16 protein-coding genes are annotated in these 19,135 nt (G+C 68.9%); 9 read left to right on the top strand and 7 right to left on the bottom strand.

The genetic code is table 11. From position 1 onward, the window contains the following. Positions 1 to 87 precede the first annotated feature (87 nt). Positions 88 to 1,425: an MATE family efflux transporter gene (locus EV567_RS12505; protein WP_130439191.1), complete on the top strand. Its 1,338-nt coding sequence runs from the start codon at positions 88 to 90 to the stop codon at positions 1,423 to 1,425. A gap of 138 nt (positions 1,426 to 1,563) precedes the next feature. Here the strand turns inward: EV567_RS12505 and rplI are convergent, their stop codons facing one another. From rplI to rpsF, 4 genes are all read right to left on the bottom strand, one after another. Continuing rightward, positions 1,564 to 2,010: a 50S ribosomal protein L9 gene (rplI, locus tag EV567_RS12500; RefSeq protein WP_130439189.1), complete on the bottom strand. Its 447-nt coding sequence runs from the start codon at positions 2,008 to 2,010 to the stop codon at positions 1,564 to 1,566. Between the two features lie 18 nt (positions 2,011 to 2,028). Beyond that, a complete protein-coding gene (gene rpsR, locus EV567_RS12495; protein ID WP_130439187.1) occupies positions 2,029 to 2,265 on the bottom strand; it encodes a 30S ribosomal protein S18 in 237 nt (78 codons plus the stop codon). A 45-nt stretch (positions 2,266 to 2,310) separates the two neighbouring features. Next, positions 2,311 to 2,901, bottom strand: a complete 591-nt coding sequence (locus EV567_RS12490) for a single-stranded DNA-binding protein (RefSeq protein WP_130439185.1) — start codon at positions 2,899 to 2,901, stop codon at positions 2,311 to 2,313. A gap of 81 nt (positions 2,902 to 2,982) precedes the next feature. Beyond that, entirely contained in the window at positions 2,983 to 3,273 is a 291-nt protein-coding gene (gene rpsF, locus EV567_RS12485) for a 30S ribosomal protein S6 (RefSeq protein WP_005482942.1), read from the bottom strand. Between the two features lie 286 nt (positions 3,274 to 3,559). Between rpsF and EV567_RS12480 the strand changes: the two genes are divergently transcribed. The 3 genes from EV567_RS12480 to EV567_RS12470 all read left to right on the top strand — a co-directional run bounded on the left by EV567_RS12480 (position 3,560) and on the right by EV567_RS12470 (position 6,309). Then, entirely contained in the window at positions 3,560 to 3,871 is a 312-nt protein-coding gene (locus tag EV567_RS12480; protein ID WP_130439184.1) for a hypothetical protein, read from the top strand. Positions 3,872 to 4,082: 211 nt separating this feature from the next. Continuing rightward, positions 4,083 to 5,204 carry a peptidoglycan bridge formation glycyltransferase FemX gene (gene femX / locus EV567_RS12475; protein ID WP_130439182.1) on the top strand — a complete coding sequence of 374 codons (1,122 nt, stop codon included), beginning with the start codon at positions 4,083 to 4,085 and terminating at the stop codon, positions 5,202 to 5,204. A 73-nt stretch (positions 5,205 to 5,277) separates the two neighbouring features. Next, complete coding sequence (locus tag EV567_RS12470; protein ID WP_130439180.1) at positions 5,278 to 6,309, top strand: alanine racemase; 1,032 nt, start codon at positions 5,278 to 5,280, stop codon at positions 6,307 to 6,309. A gap of 97 nt (positions 6,310 to 6,406) precedes the next feature. Here the strand turns inward: EV567_RS12470 and EV567_RS12465 are convergent, their stop codons facing one another. Together EV567_RS12465 and EV567_RS12460 are read right to left on the bottom strand one after the other, a co-directional pair. Continuing rightward, on the bottom strand, positions 6,407 to 7,906 hold the full coding sequence (locus EV567_RS12465) for a glycosyltransferase family 87 protein (RefSeq protein WP_207228749.1): 1,500 nt from the start codon (positions 7,904 to 7,906) through the stop codon (positions 6,407 to 6,409). Positions 7,907 to 8,034: 128 nt separating this feature from the next. Continuing rightward, positions 8,035 to 10,701 carry a transglycosylase domain-containing protein gene (locus EV567_RS12460; RefSeq protein ID WP_207228748.1) on the bottom strand — a complete coding sequence of 889 codons (2,667 nt, stop codon included), beginning with the start codon at positions 10,699 to 10,701 and terminating at the stop codon, positions 8,035 to 8,037. 385 nt (positions 10,702 to 11,086) lie between these two features. Here EV567_RS12460 and EV567_RS12455 point away from each other — a divergent pair, with 385 nt between their 5' ends. From EV567_RS12455 to EV567_RS12440, 4 genes are all read left to right on the top strand, one after another. After that, the gene (locus EV567_RS12455) at positions 11,087 to 11,770 is read left to right on the top strand and encodes a PadR family transcriptional regulator (protein WP_130439176.1); all 684 of its coding nucleotides are present in this window, start codon (positions 11,087 to 11,089) and stop codon (positions 11,768 to 11,770) included. A 44-nt stretch (positions 11,771 to 11,814) separates the two neighbouring features. After that, positions 11,815 to 12,897 carry an inositol-3-phosphate synthase gene (locus tag EV567_RS12450; protein WP_130439174.1) on the top strand — a complete coding sequence of 361 codons (1,083 nt, stop codon included), beginning with the start codon at positions 11,815 to 11,817 and terminating at the stop codon, positions 12,895 to 12,897. 106 nt (positions 12,898 to 13,003) lie between these two features. Continuing rightward, on the top strand, positions 13,004 to 14,296 hold the full coding sequence (locus tag EV567_RS12445; protein ID WP_130439172.1) for an MFS transporter: 1,293 nt from the start codon (positions 13,004 to 13,006) through the stop codon (positions 14,294 to 14,296). A gap of 89 nt (positions 14,297 to 14,385) precedes the next feature. Continuing rightward, positions 14,386 to 14,886, top strand: coding sequence for a hypothetical protein (locus tag EV567_RS12440; RefSeq protein WP_130439170.1), 501 nt, complete (start codon positions 14,386 to 14,388; stop codon positions 14,884 to 14,886). 117 nt (positions 14,887 to 15,003) lie between these two features. Here the strand turns inward: EV567_RS12440 and EV567_RS12435 are convergent, their stop codons facing one another. Then, complete coding sequence (locus tag EV567_RS12435; RefSeq protein WP_130439168.1) at positions 15,004 to 16,470, bottom strand: CCA tRNA nucleotidyltransferase; 1,467 nt, start codon at positions 16,468 to 16,470, stop codon at positions 15,004 to 15,006. 260 nt (positions 16,471 to 16,730) lie between these two features. On the opposite strand from EV567_RS12435, the gene EV567_RS12430 reads away from it, so the two are divergent. Then, positions 16,731 to 19,118, top strand: a complete 2,388-nt coding sequence (locus EV567_RS12430; RefSeq protein WP_130439166.1) for a DUF6049 family protein — start codon at positions 16,731 to 16,733, stop codon at positions 19,116 to 19,118. The last annotated feature ends 17 nt before the right edge of the window (positions 19,119 to 19,135 follow it).

The raw sequence follows: 19,135 nt of genomic DNA, 5'->3' as shown, positions 1-19,135 counted from the left end.
GGTGCGCGAGAAGCGGCCTGACCAGAAGCCCTGTAAGGGGCAGAGGTTTATTGCATCGCTTACCTGTGGAAGATTAGATTGGTGCTCATGACACAGGCTCCCGCGACCGCCAAGGCCACCCGGCGACAACACGATCGCGAGATCGTCGCACTGGCAGTTCCGGCCTTCGGAGCGCTGGTCGCCGAGCCTCTCTTCGTCATGGTCGACAGCGCGATCGTGGGTCACCTCGGCACGGCTCAGCTCGCCGGCCTGGGCATCGCCTCCGCACTCCTCACGACCGCCGTGAGCGTCTTCGTCTTCCTCGCCTACGCCACCACGGCGGCCGTCGCCCGTCGCGTGGGGGCCGGCGACCTCCCGGCGGCCATCCGCCAGGGTATGGACGGCATCTGGCTGGCGCTGCTGCTCGGCGCCGCCGTGATCGCCGTCATCCTGCCCACGGCGCCCGCGCTCGTGGGGGCGTTCGGCGCCTCCGACACCGCCGCCCCCTACGCGATCACCTATCTGCGTATCTCGGCGCTCGGCATACCGGCCATGCTCGCCGTGCTTGCCGCGACCGGCGTTCTGCGCGGACTGCAGGACACGAGGACTCCGCTCTACGTCGCCGTCTCGGGCTTCCTCGCCAACGCCCTCCTCAACGTGGGGCTCGTCTACGGGGCGGGGCTCGGCATCGTCGGCTCCGCCTGGGGCACCGTCGTCGCTCAGTGCGGCATGGCCGTGGTCTACCTCGTCGTGGTGGTCCGGGGTGCCCGCCGTCACGGAGCCTCGCTGCGTCCCGACGCCGCCGGCATCCGGGCATCGGCCCAGGCCGGAGCGCCACTGCTGGTGCGCACCCTCTCCCTGCGCGCCGCCCTCATGATCACCACAGCGGTCGCGGCGCGTCTCGGTGACGCCGACATCGCGGCGCATCAGATCATCCTGTCGCTGTGGAGCCTGCTCGCCTTCGCCCTCGACGCCATCGCCATCGCGGGTCAGGCGATCATCGGGCGCTATCTCGGTGCCGGCGACACCCAGGGCGCCCGGGCTGCCTGCCGCCGCATGGTCGAGTGGGGCATCGGCGTGGGCGTGGTGCTCGGAGTGCTCGTCGTGGTCTCGCGACCGCTCGTCCTCCCCCTGTTCAGCGGCGATCCGATCGTGAAGGACACCGCGTTGCCGGCTCTGCTCGTGGTGGCGCTCTCGCAGCCGATCTGCGGCGTCGTCTTCGTCCTCGACGGCGTACTGATGGGCGCGGGGGACGGCCCCTACCTGGCCTGGGCGATGGTGCTCACGCTGGCCGTCTTCGCACCGGTGGCCGTGCTCGTACCGGTGCTCGGTGGCGGGCTGACCGCCCTGTGGGGTGCGATGACGTTGATGATGGCGACGCGGTTGCTGACCCTCTGGCTCCGCGCCCGGTCCGGTCGCTGGGTAGTGACCGGCGCGACGCGCTGACACGGGCCGGGGCCTCGCCCACGGACTGCGAGCCGGCTCGTTTCACGTGAAACCGTGACTTGCTTCCGCGGACACGCGGAAGGGGCCGCACCTCGAAAGGTGCGGCCCCTTCTCAGCTCTACGAGCCGAGCACGGCGATCAGGCCGAGACGACCTCGATGTTGACCTTGGCGGCAACCTCGGGGTGCAGACGCACGGACGTCTCGTGGGCGCCCAGGGTCTTGATCGGCGAACCGAGCTCGATGCGGCGCTTGTCGACCTCGGGGCCACCGGCAGCCTTGATCGCCGAGGCGATGTCGGCCGGGGTGACGGAGCCGAAGAGACGACCGGCGTCGCCGGAGCGGACGGCCAGGCGGACCTTGACGCCCTCGAGCTGGGCCTTCACGGAGTTGGCCTGCTCGATGGTCTGGATCTCGTGGATCTTGCGAGCGCGACGGATCTGCTCGACGTCCTTCTCGCCGCCCTTGGTCCAGCGGATAGCGAACTTCCGCGGGATCAGGTAGTTGCGAGCGTAACCGTCCTTGACGTCGACGACGTCGCCCGCGGCACCGAGGCCGGAGACCTCGTGGGTGAGGATGATCTTCATGTGTCGGTCACCCTTCCCTTATCGCGCGGTGGCGGTGTAGGGCAGCAGCGCCATCTCACGGCTGTTCTTGACGGCCGTGGCGACGTCACGCTGGTGCTGCGTGCAGTTGCCGGTCACGCGGCGGGCACGGATCTTGCCGCGGTCGGAAATGAACTTCCGCAGCATGTTCGTGTCCTTGTAGTCCACGTACGTGACCTTGTCCTTGCAGAAAGCGCAGACCTTCTTCTTAGGCTTGCGCACAGGCGGCTTCGCCATGGTGTTTCTCCTGTGTGATCAAGAAGTTGGGACGCGAACCCGCCCTTAGAAGGGGGGCTCGTCCGAGTAGCCGCCACCGCTGCCGCCGCCGGAGTTTCCACCCCAGCCGCCGCCACCGCCGCCGCCGGAGTTGCCACCGGCTGGAGCGCTGGTAGCCCACGGGTCGTCGGAGGGGGCTCCGCCGCCCTGCTGGCCGCCGCCGGGGCCACCGCCCCAGCCGCCGCCACCCTGGCCGCCGCCGTAACCGCCGCCGCCACCCTGGCCACCGCGACCGGTGGTCTTGGTGACCTTGGCCGTGGCGTTGCGCAGGCTGGGGCCGACTTCCTCGACGTCCAGCTCGTAGACCGTGCGCTTGACACCCTCGCGGTCCTCGTAGGACCGCTGCTTCAGCCGGCCCTGCACGACGACGCGCATGCCTCGCTGGAGCGACTCGGCGACGTTCTCCGCCGCCTGACGCCAGACCGAGCAGGTCAGGAAGAGGCTTTCGCCGTCCTTCCACTCGTTCGTCTGGCGGTCGAAGGTGCGGGGGGTGGACGCGACACGGAACTTCGCGACCGCCGCACCCGAGGGGGTGAAGCGCAGCTCGGGGTCGTCGACAAGATTGCCGATGACCGTGATGACGGTCTCGCCTGCCATGGGGGAACCTCTCGGCGGGTTTGCTGCTGCTGGCTGCTTGTGCTGCTACTCAGATTCCCGAGATCAGCTGAGCGGGAGAGCTCAGTGGGTCTCGGGGCGGAGGACCTTGGTCCGGAGGACCGACTCGTTCAGGTTCATCTGGCGGTCGAGCTCCTTGACGACCGCAGGCTCGGCCTGCAGGTCGATGACCGAGTAGATGCCCTCAGGCTTCTTCTTGATCTCGTACGAGAGACGACGACGGCCCCAGGTGTCGACCTTCTCGACCTTCCCGTTGCCCTCACGGACGACGGAGAGGAAGTTCTCGATCAGGGGGGCGACAGCGCGCTCCTCCAGATCGGGGTCGAGGATGACCATCACCTCGTAGTGACGCATGTGGAACCCACCTCCTTTGGACTCAGCGGCCACGGTCGTTCCGTGGCAGGAGGGTTGTGATGCGTTCGCAACGGTATCGGCCGCCACTGACAGTCGGGGTCGGCTTGCGACGTCCCCGCGCCTAGCTGGGCGGAAGCCCTGGCTGTGCCTGGGCAGACACCGGTGCAGACGGTACAGACTACCTGCATGCGTGCTTGCGGTTGAAATCCGCCCGGGAGGACCCTCAGTCTGTACGCATCGGGTGTGTACGGCGCTACTATGCGCCGCCTTCCGCAGGAGGTGCCCTATGGCACAGGCATTGCGACCCAACACCGCCGGCTCTCTCTTCGCCACCGACGGCCGACCCCATCCCGTGCAGCACGCCATGATGGCGGCGACCCTGCTGCTCGGGGCGGTGTCCTTCATCACGGCGATGTTCGACAACCTCCACCTGCTCAGCTCGTGGGCCGGCCTGGTGGGGATCTTCACCGGCGCCTACGGACAGTGGATCTCCGAGACCACCCGTGAGCGCTTCTTCCTGATCCTGGGCCTCGGCGCCTCCGGCGTCGGCTTCTTCCTCGGCATGGCGCACGGCGGCCTCTTCGGCGGCCTCTGGTGAGCCGAGCCACGCCGACCCGGCACCGCGACACCGTCCGTACCCTCGTGCACGACTGACGGCCGCTCGCCCCGCGAACAGCCCCTGCCGCCTCGTCGGCCGGGGCGAAGGTCCCGTGCGCCCAGTCGGGCCGCTCCCCAGGCGCAGTAGGCTTCGCGCGAGAGCCAGGAGCCCCTGTACCCATGGGGACACACCAGCCCGAGGAGCGCCCCGAATGAGCCTGACCCTGAGGACGATCAGCCGCGAGCAGCATCTGGCGTACATCCAGAGCCTGCCGTCGGCGAGCCACATGCAGGTTCCGGCCTGGGCCGACGTCAAGGCCGAGTGGCGGTCGGAGAACCTCGGCTGGTTCGACGACAGGACCGGCGAACTCGTCGGCGCCGGCCTCGTCCTCTACCGCCAACTCCCCAAGATCAAGCGCTACTTGGCCTATCTGCCCGAGGGCCCGGTCATCAACTGGTACGCGCCGAACCTGACCGAGTGGCTGGAACCGATGCTCGCGCACCTGCGGCAACAGGGCGCCTTCTCCGTGAAGATGGGCCCGCCGGTGATCATCCGCCGCTGGGAGGCCACCTCCATCAAGGCGGGCATCCAGAACCCGGACGTCAAGCGACTGCGCGACATCGAGGCCGACTTCATCGAGCCGCGTGCCTTCGAGGTGGCCGACAAGCTGCGCCGCATGGGCTGGCAGCAGGGCGAGGACGGCGGCGCCGGCTTCGGCGACGTCCAGCCCCGGTACGTCTACCAGGTGCCGCTGGCGAACCGTTCCCTCGAAGAGGTGCACAAGAACTTCAACCAGCTGTGGCGCCGCAACATCAAGAAGGCCGAGAAGGCCGGCGTCGAGGTCGTCCAGGGCGGCTACCACGACCTGGAGGAGTGGCAGCGGCTGTACGAGATCACTGCCGTGCGCGACCACTTCCGGCCGCGCCCGCTGTCGTACTTCCAGCGCATGTGGACGGCTCTCAACACCGAGGACCCGAACCGCATGCGGCTGTACTTCGCCCGCCACAACGGGGTGAATCTCTCGGCGGCGACCATGCTGATCGTCGGCGGGCACGTCTGGTACTCATACGGCGCCTCCGACAACATCGGCCGCGAGTTCCGTCCCTCGAACGCCATGCAGTGGCGGATGCTGCGCGACGCCTACGCGCTCGGCGCGACCGTCTACGACCTGCGCGGCATCTCCGACTCGCTGGACGAGTCGGACCACCTGTTCGGCCTGATCCAGTTCAAGGTGGGCACGGGCGGACAGGCCGCCGAGTACCTCGGCGAGTGGGACTTCCCGCTGAACAAGCTGCTCCACAAGGCGCTCGACATCTACATGTCGCGCCGCTGACAGGCTCTCCCTTCTCCGAGCTTCACTCACCTCCACACCAACCGCAGCCACAGGAAAGGTTCCGGGTCCGGCCATGGCGCTCACGCTTTACGTCGACACCGCGCGCTGGCGGGCGCACCACAAGCACGTGCAGGAGCAGTTCCCGGGACTCGTCCCGGTCTGCAAGGGCAACGGCTACGGGTTCGGGCACGAGCGGCTCGCCGAGGAGGCCACACGGCTGGGCTCCGACGTCCTGGCCGTCGGCACCACGTACGAGGCCGCGCGCATCAAGGACTTCTTCAGCGGCGACCTGCTGGTGCTGACCCCCTACCGGCGCGGCGAGGAGCCCGTCCCGCTGCCCGACCGCGTCGTGCGCTCGGTGTCGTCGATCGACGGCGTGTACGGCCTCGTGGGCGCCCGCGTGGTCATCGAGGTGATGTCCTCGATGAAGCGGCACGGCATCAGCGAGCAGGACCTTCACCAACTGCACGCCGCCATAGAGAACGTCCGCCTCGAAGGGTTCGCGATCCACCTGCCGCTGGACCGCACCGACGGCTCCGACGCCGTCGAGGAGGTCATCGGCTGGATGGACCGGCTGCGCGCGGCCCGGTTGCCGCTGCACACGATGTTCGTCAGCCACCTCAAGGCGGAAGATCTCGCCCGGCTGCAGCAGCAGTTCCCGCAGACCCGGTTCCGCGCCCGTATCGGCACGCGGCTGTGGCTGGGGGACCACGAGGCGACCGAGTACCGGGGCGCCGTTCTGGACGTCACCCGCGTCGCCAAGGGCGACCGGTTCGGCTACCGCCAGCAGAAGGCCGCCTCCGACGGCTTCCTGGTGGTCGTGGCGGGCGGTACGTCGCACGGAGTGGGTCTGGAGGCCCCCAAGGCCCTGCACGGCGTGATGCCGCGCGCCAAGGGCGTCGCCAGGGCCGGCCTCGCCACCGTGAACCGGAATCTCTCGCCGTTCGTCTGGGGCGGCAAGCAGCGCTGGTTCGCCGAGCCGCCGCACATGCAGGTGTCGATCCTGTTCGTGCCCTCGGACGCCCCCGAGCCCCAGGTCGGCGAGGAGCTCGTGGCCCATCTGCGGCACACCACCACGCAGTTCGACCGGATCCTGGACCGCTGAGCACTGCCGCGCTCAGTCATCCGCGCGGAACCAGCGAAGGCCGTACACGGAGTGTCCGTGCACGGCCTTTCGTCCGCTCGGGCGGCAGCTTGTTCGCTCAGGGCGAACTCTCGGCCGTCGGCTGCTTGCCCCAGTCCGCCCCGGGGTCGTCGAAGCTCGCCTCGTGCAGGGGCGGAGGGCTCGTCGCGCCGACGACGAAGACGTCGTCCGCCCCGTCGAGCACTCCCCCCGAGGGATCGTCCTCACCGGCCTGACGGACCACGTCCCGCTCCGGCGTGAGGATGTCCCGCACCACCATGACGCAGAGGTAGAACGTGCCCAGGAGGTGCACGCCGACCGCCCAGTGGTAGCCGTCGGTGGGCAGACCCTTGTGGGCGTCTCCGCTGGTCGTGTAGGCGAGGTACATCCAGATCCCGAGGAAGTACACGACCTCCGAGACCTGCCAGATCAGGAAGTCCCGCCACTTGGGCCTGGCCAGTGCCGCCAGCGGCACCAGCCACAGGACGTACTGCGGGGAGTAGACCTTGTTGGTGAGGATGAAGGCAGCGACCATCAGGAAGGCGAGCTGGGCGAAGCGAGGGCGGCGCGGGGCGGTCAGCGTGAGCCATGCGATGCCGAGGAAGCTCACCCCCACCAGGGCGGTGGCCAGGGTGTTGACGCTGCCGGTGGTGAGGGGATCGCTGGAGTTCTGGGCCAGGATCAGCCAGAAGGACCCGAAGTCGACGCCGCGCTCCTGGCTGAAGGTGTAGAACTTCGACCAGCCGTCGAAGGCGAAGAGCATCACCGGCAGGTTGACCACGAGCCAGGCGACGAGCGCGCCCGCGACCGCGGTGGCGTAGGCCCGCCACTTCCCCGCGCGCCAGCACAGCACCAGCAGCGGTCCGAGCAGGAAGACGGGATAGAGCTTGGCGGCCGTGGCGAGCCCCAGGAGGACGCCGAAGGCGAGGGGCCGGCTCCGGGACCACATCAGCATCGCCGCGGCCGTCAGAGCGACCGCCAGCAGGTCCCAGTTGATCGTGGCGGTCAGCGCGAAGGCCGGCGCCAGGGCGACCAGCAGACCGTCCCAGGGACGTCGGGCGTGCGTCCGGGTCACGCAGACGGCGATGACCGCCGCGCACGCCATCAGCATCCCGGCGTTGACCATCCAGTACCACTGCTCCTGGTGCTGGACGGTGCCGCTCCCCGGCGTCAGCCAGCTGGCCACCTCCATGAACACACCGGTCAGCACCGGGTATTCGAGGTAGGTCATGTCGCCGGGGAGCTTGTCGAAGTACGGAACCAGCCCGTCGGCGAAGCCGCGTCCCGCGTAGAGGTGCGGGATGTCCGAGTAACAGGCGTGCGTGTACTGGGAACTGGCCCCGTAGAACCAGCCTCCGTCGTAGCAGGGCGCCTTCTGGACCAGGCCGAGGGCGAACATCCCGATCGCCACGAGCGCGATGACCCGTACGGGAGTCAGCCAGGACATCCCGGTCAGGGCGTGCCGTCCCAGAGGGCCGCCGATCAGTTCGCTGCCGGCCTTGGCGATCTCGTCGTCCTGGGTGGGCCGTACCGGCTCCGGGTCGTGCACGCGCACTGGCGTCGATTCTGCACTGGGCATGGGCGCCATCCTGCCGTACCCGCCTAGGAAAACGCCGAGGACCGCCCCACTGGTCGGGTGGGACGGTCCTCGTTTCACGTGAAACACGGACATGTTTCACGTGAAACAGCCTTGCGGGGCGTTACGGACTAACCGTTCGGGGCGCCGAAGAAGCCTCCGCCGTCATTGCCTCTGCTGGTGCCTGGTGACTCCGAGAGGCTGGGCGACGGACTGATGTCGCCACCCGGCCCGCCGTTGGCGCCTCCGTTGTTGTTCGCTCCACCCGTTTCGTCGTCGTCACAGCCGAAGAACTTGGTGCAGGTCTCGCTCGGCGAGGGCGAGGGCTCGACCTCCGTCTTGCTGGGGCTCGGCGACGGAGAGGGCGATTCCTCCTCGGTCTCGGTGACCGACGGGGTGGGAGTCGGGATCGGGTCCTTGTTCAGGACCTCGCCGATCTCCTCCGGAGCGGGGAAGTCCTTCACCGGCAGGCCGTCCATGGCCTCGGCCATGTAGTCGTGCCAGATCTCGGCCGGGAACGAGGCGCCGTGGATCTTCTTCTGACCACCCGTGCCGAACATCTCCAGGAACGTGCGGTTCTTGTTCGACTCGTTGTCGTCGTAACGGAACATGGTGACGGCCGTCGACAGCTGCGGCGTGTAGCCGACGAACCAGGCCGACTTGTTGCCGTCGGTGGTGCCGGTCTTGCCGGCCACATCGCGGCCGGGCAGCTGGGCGGCGGTGCCGGTGCCGTCATCGACCACGGTCTTCAGGATGTCCGTGACGTTGTCGGCGACCTTCTTGGTGAACGCCTGGTTCGTGACGGTCTTGTGCGTGAAGATCGTGCCGTCCTTGCTCGTGACCTTCTCCACGGAGTAGGGCTCACGCTGCTTGCCGCTGGCCGCGAAGGTGGCGTAGGCGCCGGCCATCCGGATCGCGCTCGGGTCGGAGATGCCGATCGAGAACGACGGGAAGCCGGAGCCCGTGAGGCTGCCCTTCTTCAGGCCGGCGTTGAGCGCGGCCTCCTTCACCTTGTCCAGCCCGACGTCCATGCCCAGCTGCACGAAGGCGGAGTTCACCGACTCGCGCATCGCCTCACGCAGGTCGATCTTGAAATTGGGCGGTTCGCCGTAGGAGGCCTGGCCGTCATTGGTCTGCAGCCACTCCTGGCCCTTCTCGTTCTTCCAGACCGATCCGTCGTACTCCTTGATCTTCAGCTTGTTCTTGCCGCTGAACAGGCTCTTGGGGGAGACGACCGTGCGTTCGTCCTGGGCCTGCGACGAGCCCAGATCCGGGTCACGGACGCCCCAGGTCATCGCTGCCGCGAGCACGAACGGCTTGAACGTGGAACCCACCTGGGCGCCGGTCTGGTCGGAGTTGTTGGTGAAGTGCTTGGTGGCGTCCTCACCACCGTAGATCGCCTCGATGGCGCCGTTCGCCGGGTTCACGGAGGCCCCGCCGAACTGGACATGGGTGTCCGTCTTCGGACGCTGATCCGGCTTGATGTTGGCCTTCTTGACCTTCGCGACCGACGCCTCGAGCTCCTTGACCTTGCTCTTGTCGAAGGTCGTGCGGATCGAGTAGCCGCCCTTCTGGAGCTCGTCGGCGGTGATCCCGGTTTCCTCGCTGTGCGTGACGAGGTAGCTGTTGGCGAGATCGACGAGGTAGCCGATCTGCCCGCTCAGCGCGGTGTTCGAGCGCGGGTTCTGCCACTTCGGGAGGGTCGTGTACTTGACCCGCTCGGCGAGCGGAAGATGCTTGTACTCGACCATCTTGTCGAGGGTGTCCTGCATCTGGCGGAGCGCCCGCCGGGAGTTGTTCTGCGCCGTGGCATTGGGGTCGATCGACGTCGCGCCCGCCGGGTCGTAGTACGTGGCGCCCTTCAGCATGGCGGACAGGAAGGCGCACTCACCGGGCTTGAGGTCGATGGCGTCCTTGTTGAAGTACGCGCGGGCGGCGGCCTGGATCCCGTAGGCGCCGCGGCCGTAGTACGCCGAGTTCAGGTAGCCGGCCAGGATCTGGTCCTTGTCGACCTCGGCCCCGACCTTGACGGCGACGAAGATCTCCTTGACCTTGCGGGAGATCGTCTGGGACTGGTCGTTGAGCATGGCGTTCTTGACGTACTGCTGCGTGATCGTGGAGCCACCCTGCGTCTGGCCGCCCCGGGCCATGTTGAACACGGCTCGGGCGATGCCCTTGGGGTCGATGCCGGCGTCGTCGTAGAAGGTCTTGTTCTCCTGCGAGATCACCGCCCAGCGCATCGCCTCCGGGATCTGCGAGAGATCGACGATCTGCCGGTTCGTCTCCCCACCGGTGGCGACCATCTGGCTGCCGTCTTTCCAGTAGTAGACGTTGTTCTGCGCCTCGGCCGTCTTGTCGACGTCGGGGATGCCCACCATGGCGTACCCGATGCCCGCGGCGGCCACCAGGCTGCCGAAGAAGGCGACGCACAGCCCGGCGACCAGCTTCCAGGACGGCGTCCAGCGACGCCAGCCGTCCTTGTCGGCGCGCGGGTAGTCGACCAGTCGCTTGCGGCCGGGAGGCCTGGACGAAGGGCCGCGGCGGCCCGCCGCGGGTTCGGCTGCTCTGCGCCGGCCACCGCCCGCGCTTCTCTGGGCCGCGCGCCGGGCCTCGGCCCGGCCGCCGGGCGCTCCGTCGCCTCCCAACCCGTAGTAACCCGACCCGTGGGAGTCGGAGGGAGACCCGGTGGCGTCTCGCGGCGCCGCGCGGCGGCCGGAGGGCGAGCCGGGCTGGCCGCGTCGGGCCGCGGCACGTCCGCCCTCCTGCGGCTGCGGCGGTTTGCGACGGTGCTCGCTCATCGAACGATTACTCCTCGGGCAGGCGCATCCGTGCGCGCCTGGAAACGGCGGCTGGTTTCCTGTCCCCCCGAAGTACGGACGCGGTCGGTCGCGCATTCATCCGTACGGCACCGAGGACCTCGACGCCCCCCGGCGTCTCCTGGGTCCCGGTGGTGTGCATGGCGCACAGACTACGCACCGCCAAAACCTGCCCAGCTCCGAAGTTCACCCCAAACCCGGCAACTCGCCCCCAACTCCTGCCCGATGTGATCCCGCTCACGGAACCCGTGCTTGTCGCATTCCGGAGGCCGTTCTATCGTGCTGATGTATCGAGTCGATACATCGGCGCGACATAAGCCGTCCGGGGAGCCCGCCACAGCGGGCCGGGGCAGAGAGGAGGCGACCCATGAGCCGGCGTTCCGGGATTCTGGAGTTCGCCGTACTCGGTCTCCTCCGCGAATCCCCGATGCACGGTTACGAGCTGCGCAAACGGCTCAACACGTCGCTGGGGGTGTTCCGGGCGTTCAGCTACGGGACCCTCTACCCCTGCCTCAAGACGCTGGTCGCCAACGGCTGGTTGATCGAGGAGGCGGGCAGCACCCCGGAGGACGCCCTCGCCGCATCCCTCACCGGCCGCCGTGCCAAGATCGTCTACCGGCTGACGGCGGAAGGTAAGGACCACTTCGAGGACCTGCTCTCCCAGACCGGGCCCGACGCGTACGAGGACGAGCACTTCGCGGCTCGCTTCGCCTTCTTCGGGCAGACCTCCCGCGACGTGCGCATGCGCGTCCTGGAGGGCCGCCGCAGCCGGCTGGAGGAGCGGCTGGAGAAGATGCGCGCCTCCTTCACGCGCACCCGGGAGCGCCTCGACGACTACACGCTCGAGCTCCAGCGCCACGGGATGGAGTCCGTGGAGCGCGAAGTGCGCTGGCTGAACGAGCTCATCGAGAGCGAGCGGGCCGGACGGGACCTGAGAAGTCCCGCTTCCGGAGGATCCGCTCAGCAGGACACCACACATGGAGCGTCGGGCGGCCTGCCCCGTGCCGGGGACACCCCCCGGACGGATACGCCCGACGACACCGCCACGTGAGCGCCCAGTCAGGGCCTCACTCGTACACACAGGGAGCAACCGGAATGGGTTCGGTTCGCGTAGCCATCGTCGGCGTGGGCAACTGCGCCGCGTCGCTGGTGCAGGGCGTCGAGTACTACAAGGACGCCGACCCGGCGTCCAAGGTCCCGGGCCTGATGCACGTCCAGTTCGGCGACTACCACGTCCGCGACGTCGAGTTCGTCGCCGCGTTCGACGTCGACGCGAAGAAGGTCGGCCTGGACCTCTCGGACGCCATCGGCGCCTCCGAGAACAACACCATCAAGATCTGCGACGTGCCCACCACCGGTGTCACCGTGCAGCGCGGCCACACCCTGGACGGTCTCGGCAAGTACTACCGCGAGACCATCGAGGAGTCCGCCGAGGAGCCGGTCGACATCGTCCAGGCCCTCAAGGACAAGCAGGTCGACGTCCTCGTCTGCTACCTGCCCGTCGGCTCCGAGGACGCGGCGAAGTACTACGCCCAGTGCGCCATCGACGCCAAGGTCGCCTTCGTCAACGCCCTCCCGGTCTTCATCGCCGGCACCAAGGAGTGGGCGGACAAGTTCACCGAGGCGGGCGTCCCGATCGTCGGCGACGACATCAAGTCCCAGGTCGGCGCCACCATCACGCACCGCGTCATGGCGAAGCTGTTCGAGGACCGCGGCGTCGTCCTGGACCGCACGATGCAGCTGAACGTCGGCGGCAACATGGACTTCAAGAACATGCTGGAGCGCGACCGCCTGGAGTCCAAGAAGATCTCCAAGACGCAGGCCGTCACCTCGCAGATCCCCGACCGTGAGCTCGGCGAGAAGAACGTCCACATCGGCCCGTCCGACTACGTCGCCTGGCTCGACGACCGCAAGTGGGCCTACGTGCGTCTCGAAGGCCGCGCCTTCGGCGACGTCCCGCTGAACCTGGAGTACAAGCTCGAGGTCTGGGACTCCCCGAACTCCGCCGGCGTCATCATCGACGCGCTGCGCGCCGCGAAGATCGCCAAGGACCGCGGCATCGGCGGCCCGATCCTCTCCGCGTCGAGCTACTTCATGAAGTCCCCGCCGGTCCAGTACTTCGACGACGTGGCCCGTGAGAACGTCGAGAAGTTCATCAAGGGCGAGGTCGAGCGCTAGCCGAGCCCGCTGCGCGCTCCGACTCACAGAGTCGCTCCTGCCAGGGCCGGAGAGGGGCCCCGGGTCGTCGACCCGGGGCCCCTCTCCGTATGTGAGGCTGTGCCCCATGCCCGTCGTCCGTGATCTGCGCCTCCTGCTGCGATTCGGCAACTTCCGGCGCCTGCTCGCCGTGCGGCTGCTCTCGCAGTGCGCCGACGGCGTCTACCAGGTCGCGCTGGCGGCGTACGTCGTCTTCTCACCGGAGAAACAGACCTCAGCCGCGGCGATCGCCTCGGCGATGGCGGTGCTGTTGCTGCCGTACTCCCTGGTCGGCCCCTTCGCCGGCGTCCTGCTGGACCGCTGGCGCCGCCGGCAGGTCTTCCTCTACGGCAACCTGCTGCGCGCCCTGCTGGCGTCGGCGACCGCCGTCCTGATGATCGCGCCCGTTCCCGACTGGCTGTTCTACGTCTCCGCCCTGTGCGTCACCGCGGTCAACCGCTTCGTCCTCGCCGGTCTCTCCGCGGCGCTGCCCCGGGTCGTCGACGCCGAGCGCCTGGTGATGGCCAACTCCCTCTCCCCGACGGCCGGGACCCTCGCGGCGACCGCGGGCGGGGGTCTCGCGTTCGTCGTACGGCTGGCGGTCGCGGACTCCGACGCGGTCGTCGTCCTGCTGGGCGCCGCTCTGTATCTGTGCGGGGCGCTCGCCGCACTGCGCATGACACGGGACCTGCTCGGACCGGACATCGCAACGGTGCAACCGCGATTCGCCTCGGCGCTCGCCTGGACCGCCCGCGACCTGGCGGCCGGTGTGCGTCACCTCGCCGAACCGCGCCGCCGGGGAGCGGCGATGGCGCTCGGCGCGATGACGCTGATGCGGTTCTGCTACGGCGCCCTGCTGGTCATGCTGCTGATGCTCTGCCGTTACGCCCTGACCTCCGACACCGGCGACGGCCTCGCCCTGCTGGGGCTGGCCCTGGGCGTCTCCGGCGCCGGCTTCTTCGCCGCGGCCGTCGTGACGCCGGGGGCTGTGGGGCGGCTCGGGCCCGGACGCTGGATCGTCGTGTGCGCGGGCGCCGCGGCGGTACTGGAACCCGCCCTGGGCCTCCCCTTCGCCACGGTCCCTCTGCTGGCCGCGACCTTCGTCCTGGGGCTGACCACCCAGGGCGCGAAGATCGCGACGGACACGATCGTGCAGTCCTCGGTCGACGACGGCTTCCGTGGCCGGATCTTTTCCGTGTACGACGTGCTCTTCAACGTCTCCTTCGTGGGCGCCGCGGGGGTGGCCGCGCTGATGCTGCCGCCGGACGGACGCTCGGCGGCCCTCGTGATCACGGTGTCCTTGATCTACGGAGTGGTTGCGGTGACTATGGCCCGCTTTGCTCGCACGTCAGGGTCACATCAACGCCACAGACTGATCTAGGAAGAGCAAAGTGGCCTGTGGCGCCCGGTAACTTACGTGGGTCTTATTTTGCGCCAAGCGCGCCCATGTTCCAGGGGGGACAACCCACCATGACCACGCCGCCGCCTCAGGGCCAGAACCCGTACGCCCAGGCTCCCACCGACCCCACGGTGCAGCAGTCCGGCCTGCCGGGGGTTCCCGCCCAGGGCACTCCCGGTCCCTACGCCCCCGTCCCCGACCAGGGTGCGCCGCTGCCCCCGCCGGCGCCGCAGAAGAAGGCGGGCAAGAAGGTGGCGCGCGTCCTCGGCTTCATCGTCGTCGCCGTCGTCATCGGTGTCGTCAAGTGGGGCATCGGCTGGTGGGCGACCTCGACGGACGCGGAGACGACCTCGGTCGGCGCCTGCCTGCACAACGAGGGCAACGAATCCTCGCCCGACCTCAACGAGGTCGACTGCTCCTCGGGCGACGCGCAGTTCAAGGTCGTCGAGAAGTTCGACGGCACGAGCGACGACAAGAAGTGCGAGTCCGTCACCAAGGACTGGACGATCTCCTACATCCAGTCCGGCGGCGGCCACGACGTCGTTCTCTGCCTCGCGGAAACGAAGAAGTAGAGAAGTACTGCGGAGAGCGCGTCAGCGCAAAGGGGCGGTGTTTCACGTGAAACACCGCCCCGTCCGTCTGTGGAGCGGGGGTGTGTTTCACGTGAAACACACCCCCGCTCCCTGCTGTCAGCTCTGCTCGGCCCACCACTCCTTGAGCGCAGCCACCGCGGCGTCCCGCTCCATGGGCCCGTTCTCCAGCCGCAGCTCCAGCAGGTGCTTGTACGCGTTGCCGATGACCGGGCCAGGCCCGACGCCGAGGATCTCCATGATCTGGTTGCCGTCCAGGTCCGGACGGATCGCGTCCAGCTCCTCCTGCTCCTGCAGCTGGGCGATTCGCTCCTCCAGCCCGTCGTACGCCCGCGAGAGCGCCGTCGCCTTGCGCTTGTTGCGGGTGGTGCAGTCCGAGCGCGTCAGCTTGTGGAGACGGTCGAGCAGCGGCCCCGCGTCCCGCACATAGCGCCGCACCGCGGAGTCCGTCCACTCCCCGGTGCCGTACCCGTGGAAGCGCAGGTGGAGTTCGACCAGACGTGAGACGTCCTTCACCAGCTCGTTGGAGTACTTCAGCGCGGTCATGCGCTTCTTCGTCATCTTCGCCCCGACCACCTCGTGGTGGTGGAACGAGACCCGGCCGTCCTTCTCGAAACGACGGGTGCGCGGCTTACCGATGTCATGCAGGAGCGCCGCCAGCCGGAGGGTGAGGTCGGGACCGTTCTCCTCCAGCGCGATCGCCTGTTCCAGGACGATCAGGGTGTGCTCGTAGACGTCCTTGTGCCGGTGGTGCTCGTCACTCTCCAGCCGCAGCGCGGGCAGCTCGGGCAGGACGTGCTCGGCGAGTCCGGTCTCCGCCAGCAGGGTCAGACCCTTGCGGGGATGTGCGGACAGGATGAGCTTGTTCAACTCCTCCCGGACCCGCTCCGCGGAGACGATCTCCAGACGGCCTGACATCTCCTTCATCGCCGTGACGACCTCAGGGGCGACCTCGAAGTCGAGCTGGGCGGCGAAGCGGGCGGCGCGCATCATGCGCAGGGGGTCGTCCGAGAAGGACGCCTCGGGAGTGCCCGGGGTACGCAGCACGCCCGCCGCGAGGTCGCCGATGCCGCCGTGAGGGTCGATGAACTCCTTCTCGGGAAGCGCGACCGCCATCGCGTTCACGGTGAAGTCGCGGCGGACCAGGTCCTCCTCGATGGAGTCCCCGTAGGACACCTCCGGCTTACGGGAGGTGCGGTCGTACGCCTCCGACCGGTAGGTGGTCACCTCGATCTGGAAGCTTCGCTCGACGTCCCCGACGCGGGCGTTCTTCTGCGCCCCGACGGTGCCGAAGGCGATCCCGACCTCCCAGACGGCGTCCGCCCAGGGCCGGACGATCTTGAGAACGTCCTCGGGGCGGGCGTCCGTCGTGAAGTCGAGGTCGTTGCCGAGCCGGCCGAGCAACGCGTCCCGCACCGATCCGCCGACCAGGGCGAGGGAGAACCCGGCCTCCCGGAAGCGGCGGGCGAGATCGTCGGCCACAGGGGCGACCCGCAGCAGCTCGTCGACCGCGCGGTGCTGCACCTGGCTCAGGGCACTGAGGTTGTCTTCGTTGGCGTTCGGCACAACAGAAGAGGGTACGTGGCCGGGCGAGCCCGAAGCGCCCGCATTACGGCGCGGGACAACTCGCTCGGACCGGCGCAAGGTCGGCTTCCCCGGCGTACACTCCCACCTCTCTCCCTTATACGCACAGCGGACGCCCGCCCGTTCTTCCCGATCTTGTGGAGCGGTCCGCGGCACTTCCCCTCAGCGCGCATCGTTACCATGCGTGGACGCACTTTCCGACGACCACTGACGACCACTGACGACGAGGGACGGACGAGCACGTGGCCGAGGCGGCAGACTTCCCGGGGACGACTCCCTCACCTGCCCGCCGGTGGCTGCGCCGCACCGGAGCACTGCTCGCGGCGGCGCCTCTGCTGGCCGGTCTTCTCCAGCTGTCCGCTCCCGCCGCACACGCGGCCGCACAGGACTCCGTGAAGGACGCCTCCGGCGCCGGATCGGTCGCTGTCGCCGTGGACTCGCTCACACCCGGCGCACCCACCGCCGACGACACGGTGACCGTGTCCGGCACCGTGACCAACAACGGCAAGCAGGCGGTCACCGAAGCCCAGGTCGATCTGCGGGTCGGGTCCCCGCTGGCGACACGCTCGGCCGTCGACACCACCGCCGGCCGCTCCGACGAACTCGCCGGCGCGGACGCCGGAGCCGCGGTGGGCGGTAAGTACGTCGCCGAGTTCGACCGGCTGACCCCCGGCGTCGCCGAACCGTTCAGCATCTCGGTGCCGGTCGCCGCGCTCAAGCTCAAGGCCGACGGGGTGTACCCGCTGAGCGTCTCCCTCTCGGGCGAGACCGCCGCGCGGCCGTGGGGGCAGGTCCTGGGCGTCCAGCGGACGTTCCTGCCCTGGCACCCCGAGGACGCCGCCACCCCGACCCGGACGACCGTGCTGTGGCCGTTGATCTCCTCCGTCCACATGACCGCTCAGACCGGTTCCGACGAACAGCAGACTCCGGTCTTCCTCGACGACGACCTCGCCAAGGAGATCTCTCCCGGCGGCCGGCTCGACCAGCTCGTGAGTCTGGGCAAGTCCCTCGACGTCACCTGGGTGATCGACCCCGACCTGCTGGCGTCCGTCGACGCCATGGCGGACCGCTACAACGTGCAGAACGGCTTGGACGCCCCCATGGCCGGCACCCACCAGGCGATCGCCAAGCGGTGGCTCGCCGAGTTGCAGGACGCGGTGCAGGGCAAGGAAGTCGTCGCCCTTCCCTTCGGCGACCCCGACCTGGCCTCCCTCGCGCACGACGGCACAGGCGTCAGCGGCTCGCTGAACCAGCTCAAGGCGGCCACCGATGTCGCGGCCACCACGGTGGAGACCGTGCTCCACGTGACTCCGAGCACGGACTTCGCCTGGCCCGCGGAGGGAGCCGTCGACCCGTCGATCGTGAAGGTCGCCACCTCCGCCGGCGCCGACAAGGTGATCGCCCGCAGCGACAGCCTGCGGGAGACCAACGGCCTGACGTACACCCCTTCCGCCGCCCGGCCGATCGGAGGCGGCACCACGGCGGTCGTCGCGGACGCAGCGCTGTCGACGGCGTTCCAGGGCGATCTCACGCGGGCCTCCACGTCCACGCTCGCCGTGCAGAGATTCCTCGCGCAGAGCCTCGCGCTGAGTCTGCAGACGGGAAAGCAGCGCAGCATCGTCGTCGCCCCGCCCCGCATGCCGAGCGCGAGCCAGGCGCAGGCGATGGCGGAAGCGGTGACCGCGCTGCAGAGCGGCACCTGGTCCCAGCCCCAGCAGCTGACGGCGGCGGCCTCGGCCAAGCCCGATCCGGCCGCCACCACCAGGGTTCCGGCACAGTCCAAGTACCCCACCGCGCTGCGCAAACAGGAACTGCCCCGCTCCGCCTTCGAGCGGATGGCGGCCACCCAGGCCAAGCTCGACAACTTCGAGCTGATCCTCACCGACGAGTCGCGGGTGGTGACGCCCTTCGGGCGCGCGATCAACCGCGAGATGGCCACGTCATGGCGGGGCCGGCCCACGGCGGCCCGCACCTTCCGCAAGGACGTGCAGACCTACCTGACCACGCTCACCAGCCAGGTCAAGCTGATCCAGAAGTCGGAGACCAAGCTCTCCGGGCGCAGCGCCACCATCCCCGTGACGGTGCAGAACAACCTGGTGCAGGGCGTCGACCACCTGGTGCTGCGGCTCACGTCCACCAACGCGACGCGTCTGGAGATCGTCGGCGACGACTACTCCGAGCAGCGCGTCGAGGTCTCCGGCGGGCACAGCACGACGGTGAAGTTCACCACGTCCGCCAACGTGAACGGCAAGACGTCCGTGGTCGCGCAGCTCTACACCGAGGACGGCCGGCAGTACGGCGCCCCCGTCAGGTTCGACGTGCGGGTCACCGAGATCACGCCGACCGTCATGCTGGTCATCGGCGGCGGTGTGCTGCTGCTGGTGCTGGCCGGCTTCCGCATGTACACCCAGCGCAAGCGCGCCGCGGCCCGGGAGGCCGAGGAGGACGCACGCGACGGGGAAGAAGCCCCCGAGGAGCCCGGCAGCCCGGCCGTTCCGGGAGACCTTGAGGCCGATGAGACGGGTGTACGGTCCGGGGCGGACGACCCGGTGCAGCCGAGTGACGGGACGCTGGACACCGCAGCGGAAAGCACCGACCCGTCCGGGACGGGTGAGAGAGTGGACCGTTGAGGATGTCGTGGCCGGTC

This window comes from Streptomyces sp. BK239, assembly GCF_004217285.1.
Taxonomy (GTDB): Bacteria; Actinomycetota; Actinomycetes; order Streptomycetales; family Streptomycetaceae; genus Streptomyces.
This window is presented reverse-complemented; position numbering and strand designations above follow the sequence as displayed.

Bases quoted from the DNA above. Each gene is read 5' to 3' on its own strand.
- EV567_RS12505 (WP_130439191.1), top strand. From the start codon at position 88: ATGACACAGGCTCCCGCGACCGCCAAGGCCACCCGGCGACAACACGAT.
- rplI (WP_130439189.1), bottom strand. From the start codon at position 2,010: ATGAAGATCATCCTCACCCACGAGGTCTCCGGCCTCGGTGCCGCGGGC.
- rpsR (WP_130439187.1), bottom strand. From the start codon at position 2,265: ATGGCGAAGCCGCCTGTGCGCAAGCCTAAGAAGAAGGTCTGCGCTTTC.
- EV567_RS12490 (WP_130439185.1), bottom strand. From the start codon at position 2,901: ATGGCAGGCGAGACCGTCATCACGGTCATCGGCAATCTTGTCGACGAC.
- rpsF (WP_005482942.1), bottom strand. From the start codon at position 3,273: ATGCGTCACTACGAGGTGATGGTCATCCTCGACCCCGATCTGGAGGAG.
- EV567_RS12480 (WP_130439184.1), top strand. From the start codon at position 3,560: ATGGCACAGGCATTGCGACCCAACACCGCCGGCTCTCTCTTCGCCACC.
- femX (WP_130439182.1), top strand. From the start codon at position 4,083: ATGAGCCTGACCCTGAGGACGATCAGCCGCGAGCAGCATCTGGCGTAC.
- EV567_RS12470 (WP_130439180.1), top strand. From the start codon at position 5,278: ATGGCGCTCACGCTTTACGTCGACACCGCGCGCTGGCGGGCGCACCAC.
- EV567_RS12465 (WP_207228749.1), bottom strand. From the start codon at position 7,906: ATGCCCAGTGCAGAATCGACGCCAGTGCGCGTGCACGACCCGGAGCCG.
- EV567_RS12460 (WP_207228748.1), bottom strand. From the start codon at position 10,701: ATGAGCGAGCACCGTCGCAAACCGCCGCAGCCGCAGGAGGGCGGACGT.
- EV567_RS12455 (WP_130439176.1), top strand. From the start codon at position 11,087: ATGAGCCGGCGTTCCGGGATTCTGGAGTTCGCCGTACTCGGTCTCCTC.
- EV567_RS12450 (WP_130439174.1), top strand. From the start codon at position 11,815: ATGGGTTCGGTTCGCGTAGCCATCGTCGGCGTGGGCAACTGCGCCGCG.
- EV567_RS12445 (WP_130439172.1), top strand. From the start codon at position 13,004: ATGCCCGTCGTCCGTGATCTGCGCCTCCTGCTGCGATTCGGCAACTTC.
- EV567_RS12440 (WP_130439170.1), top strand. From the start codon at position 14,386: ATGACCACGCCGCCGCCTCAGGGCCAGAACCCGTACGCCCAGGCTCCC.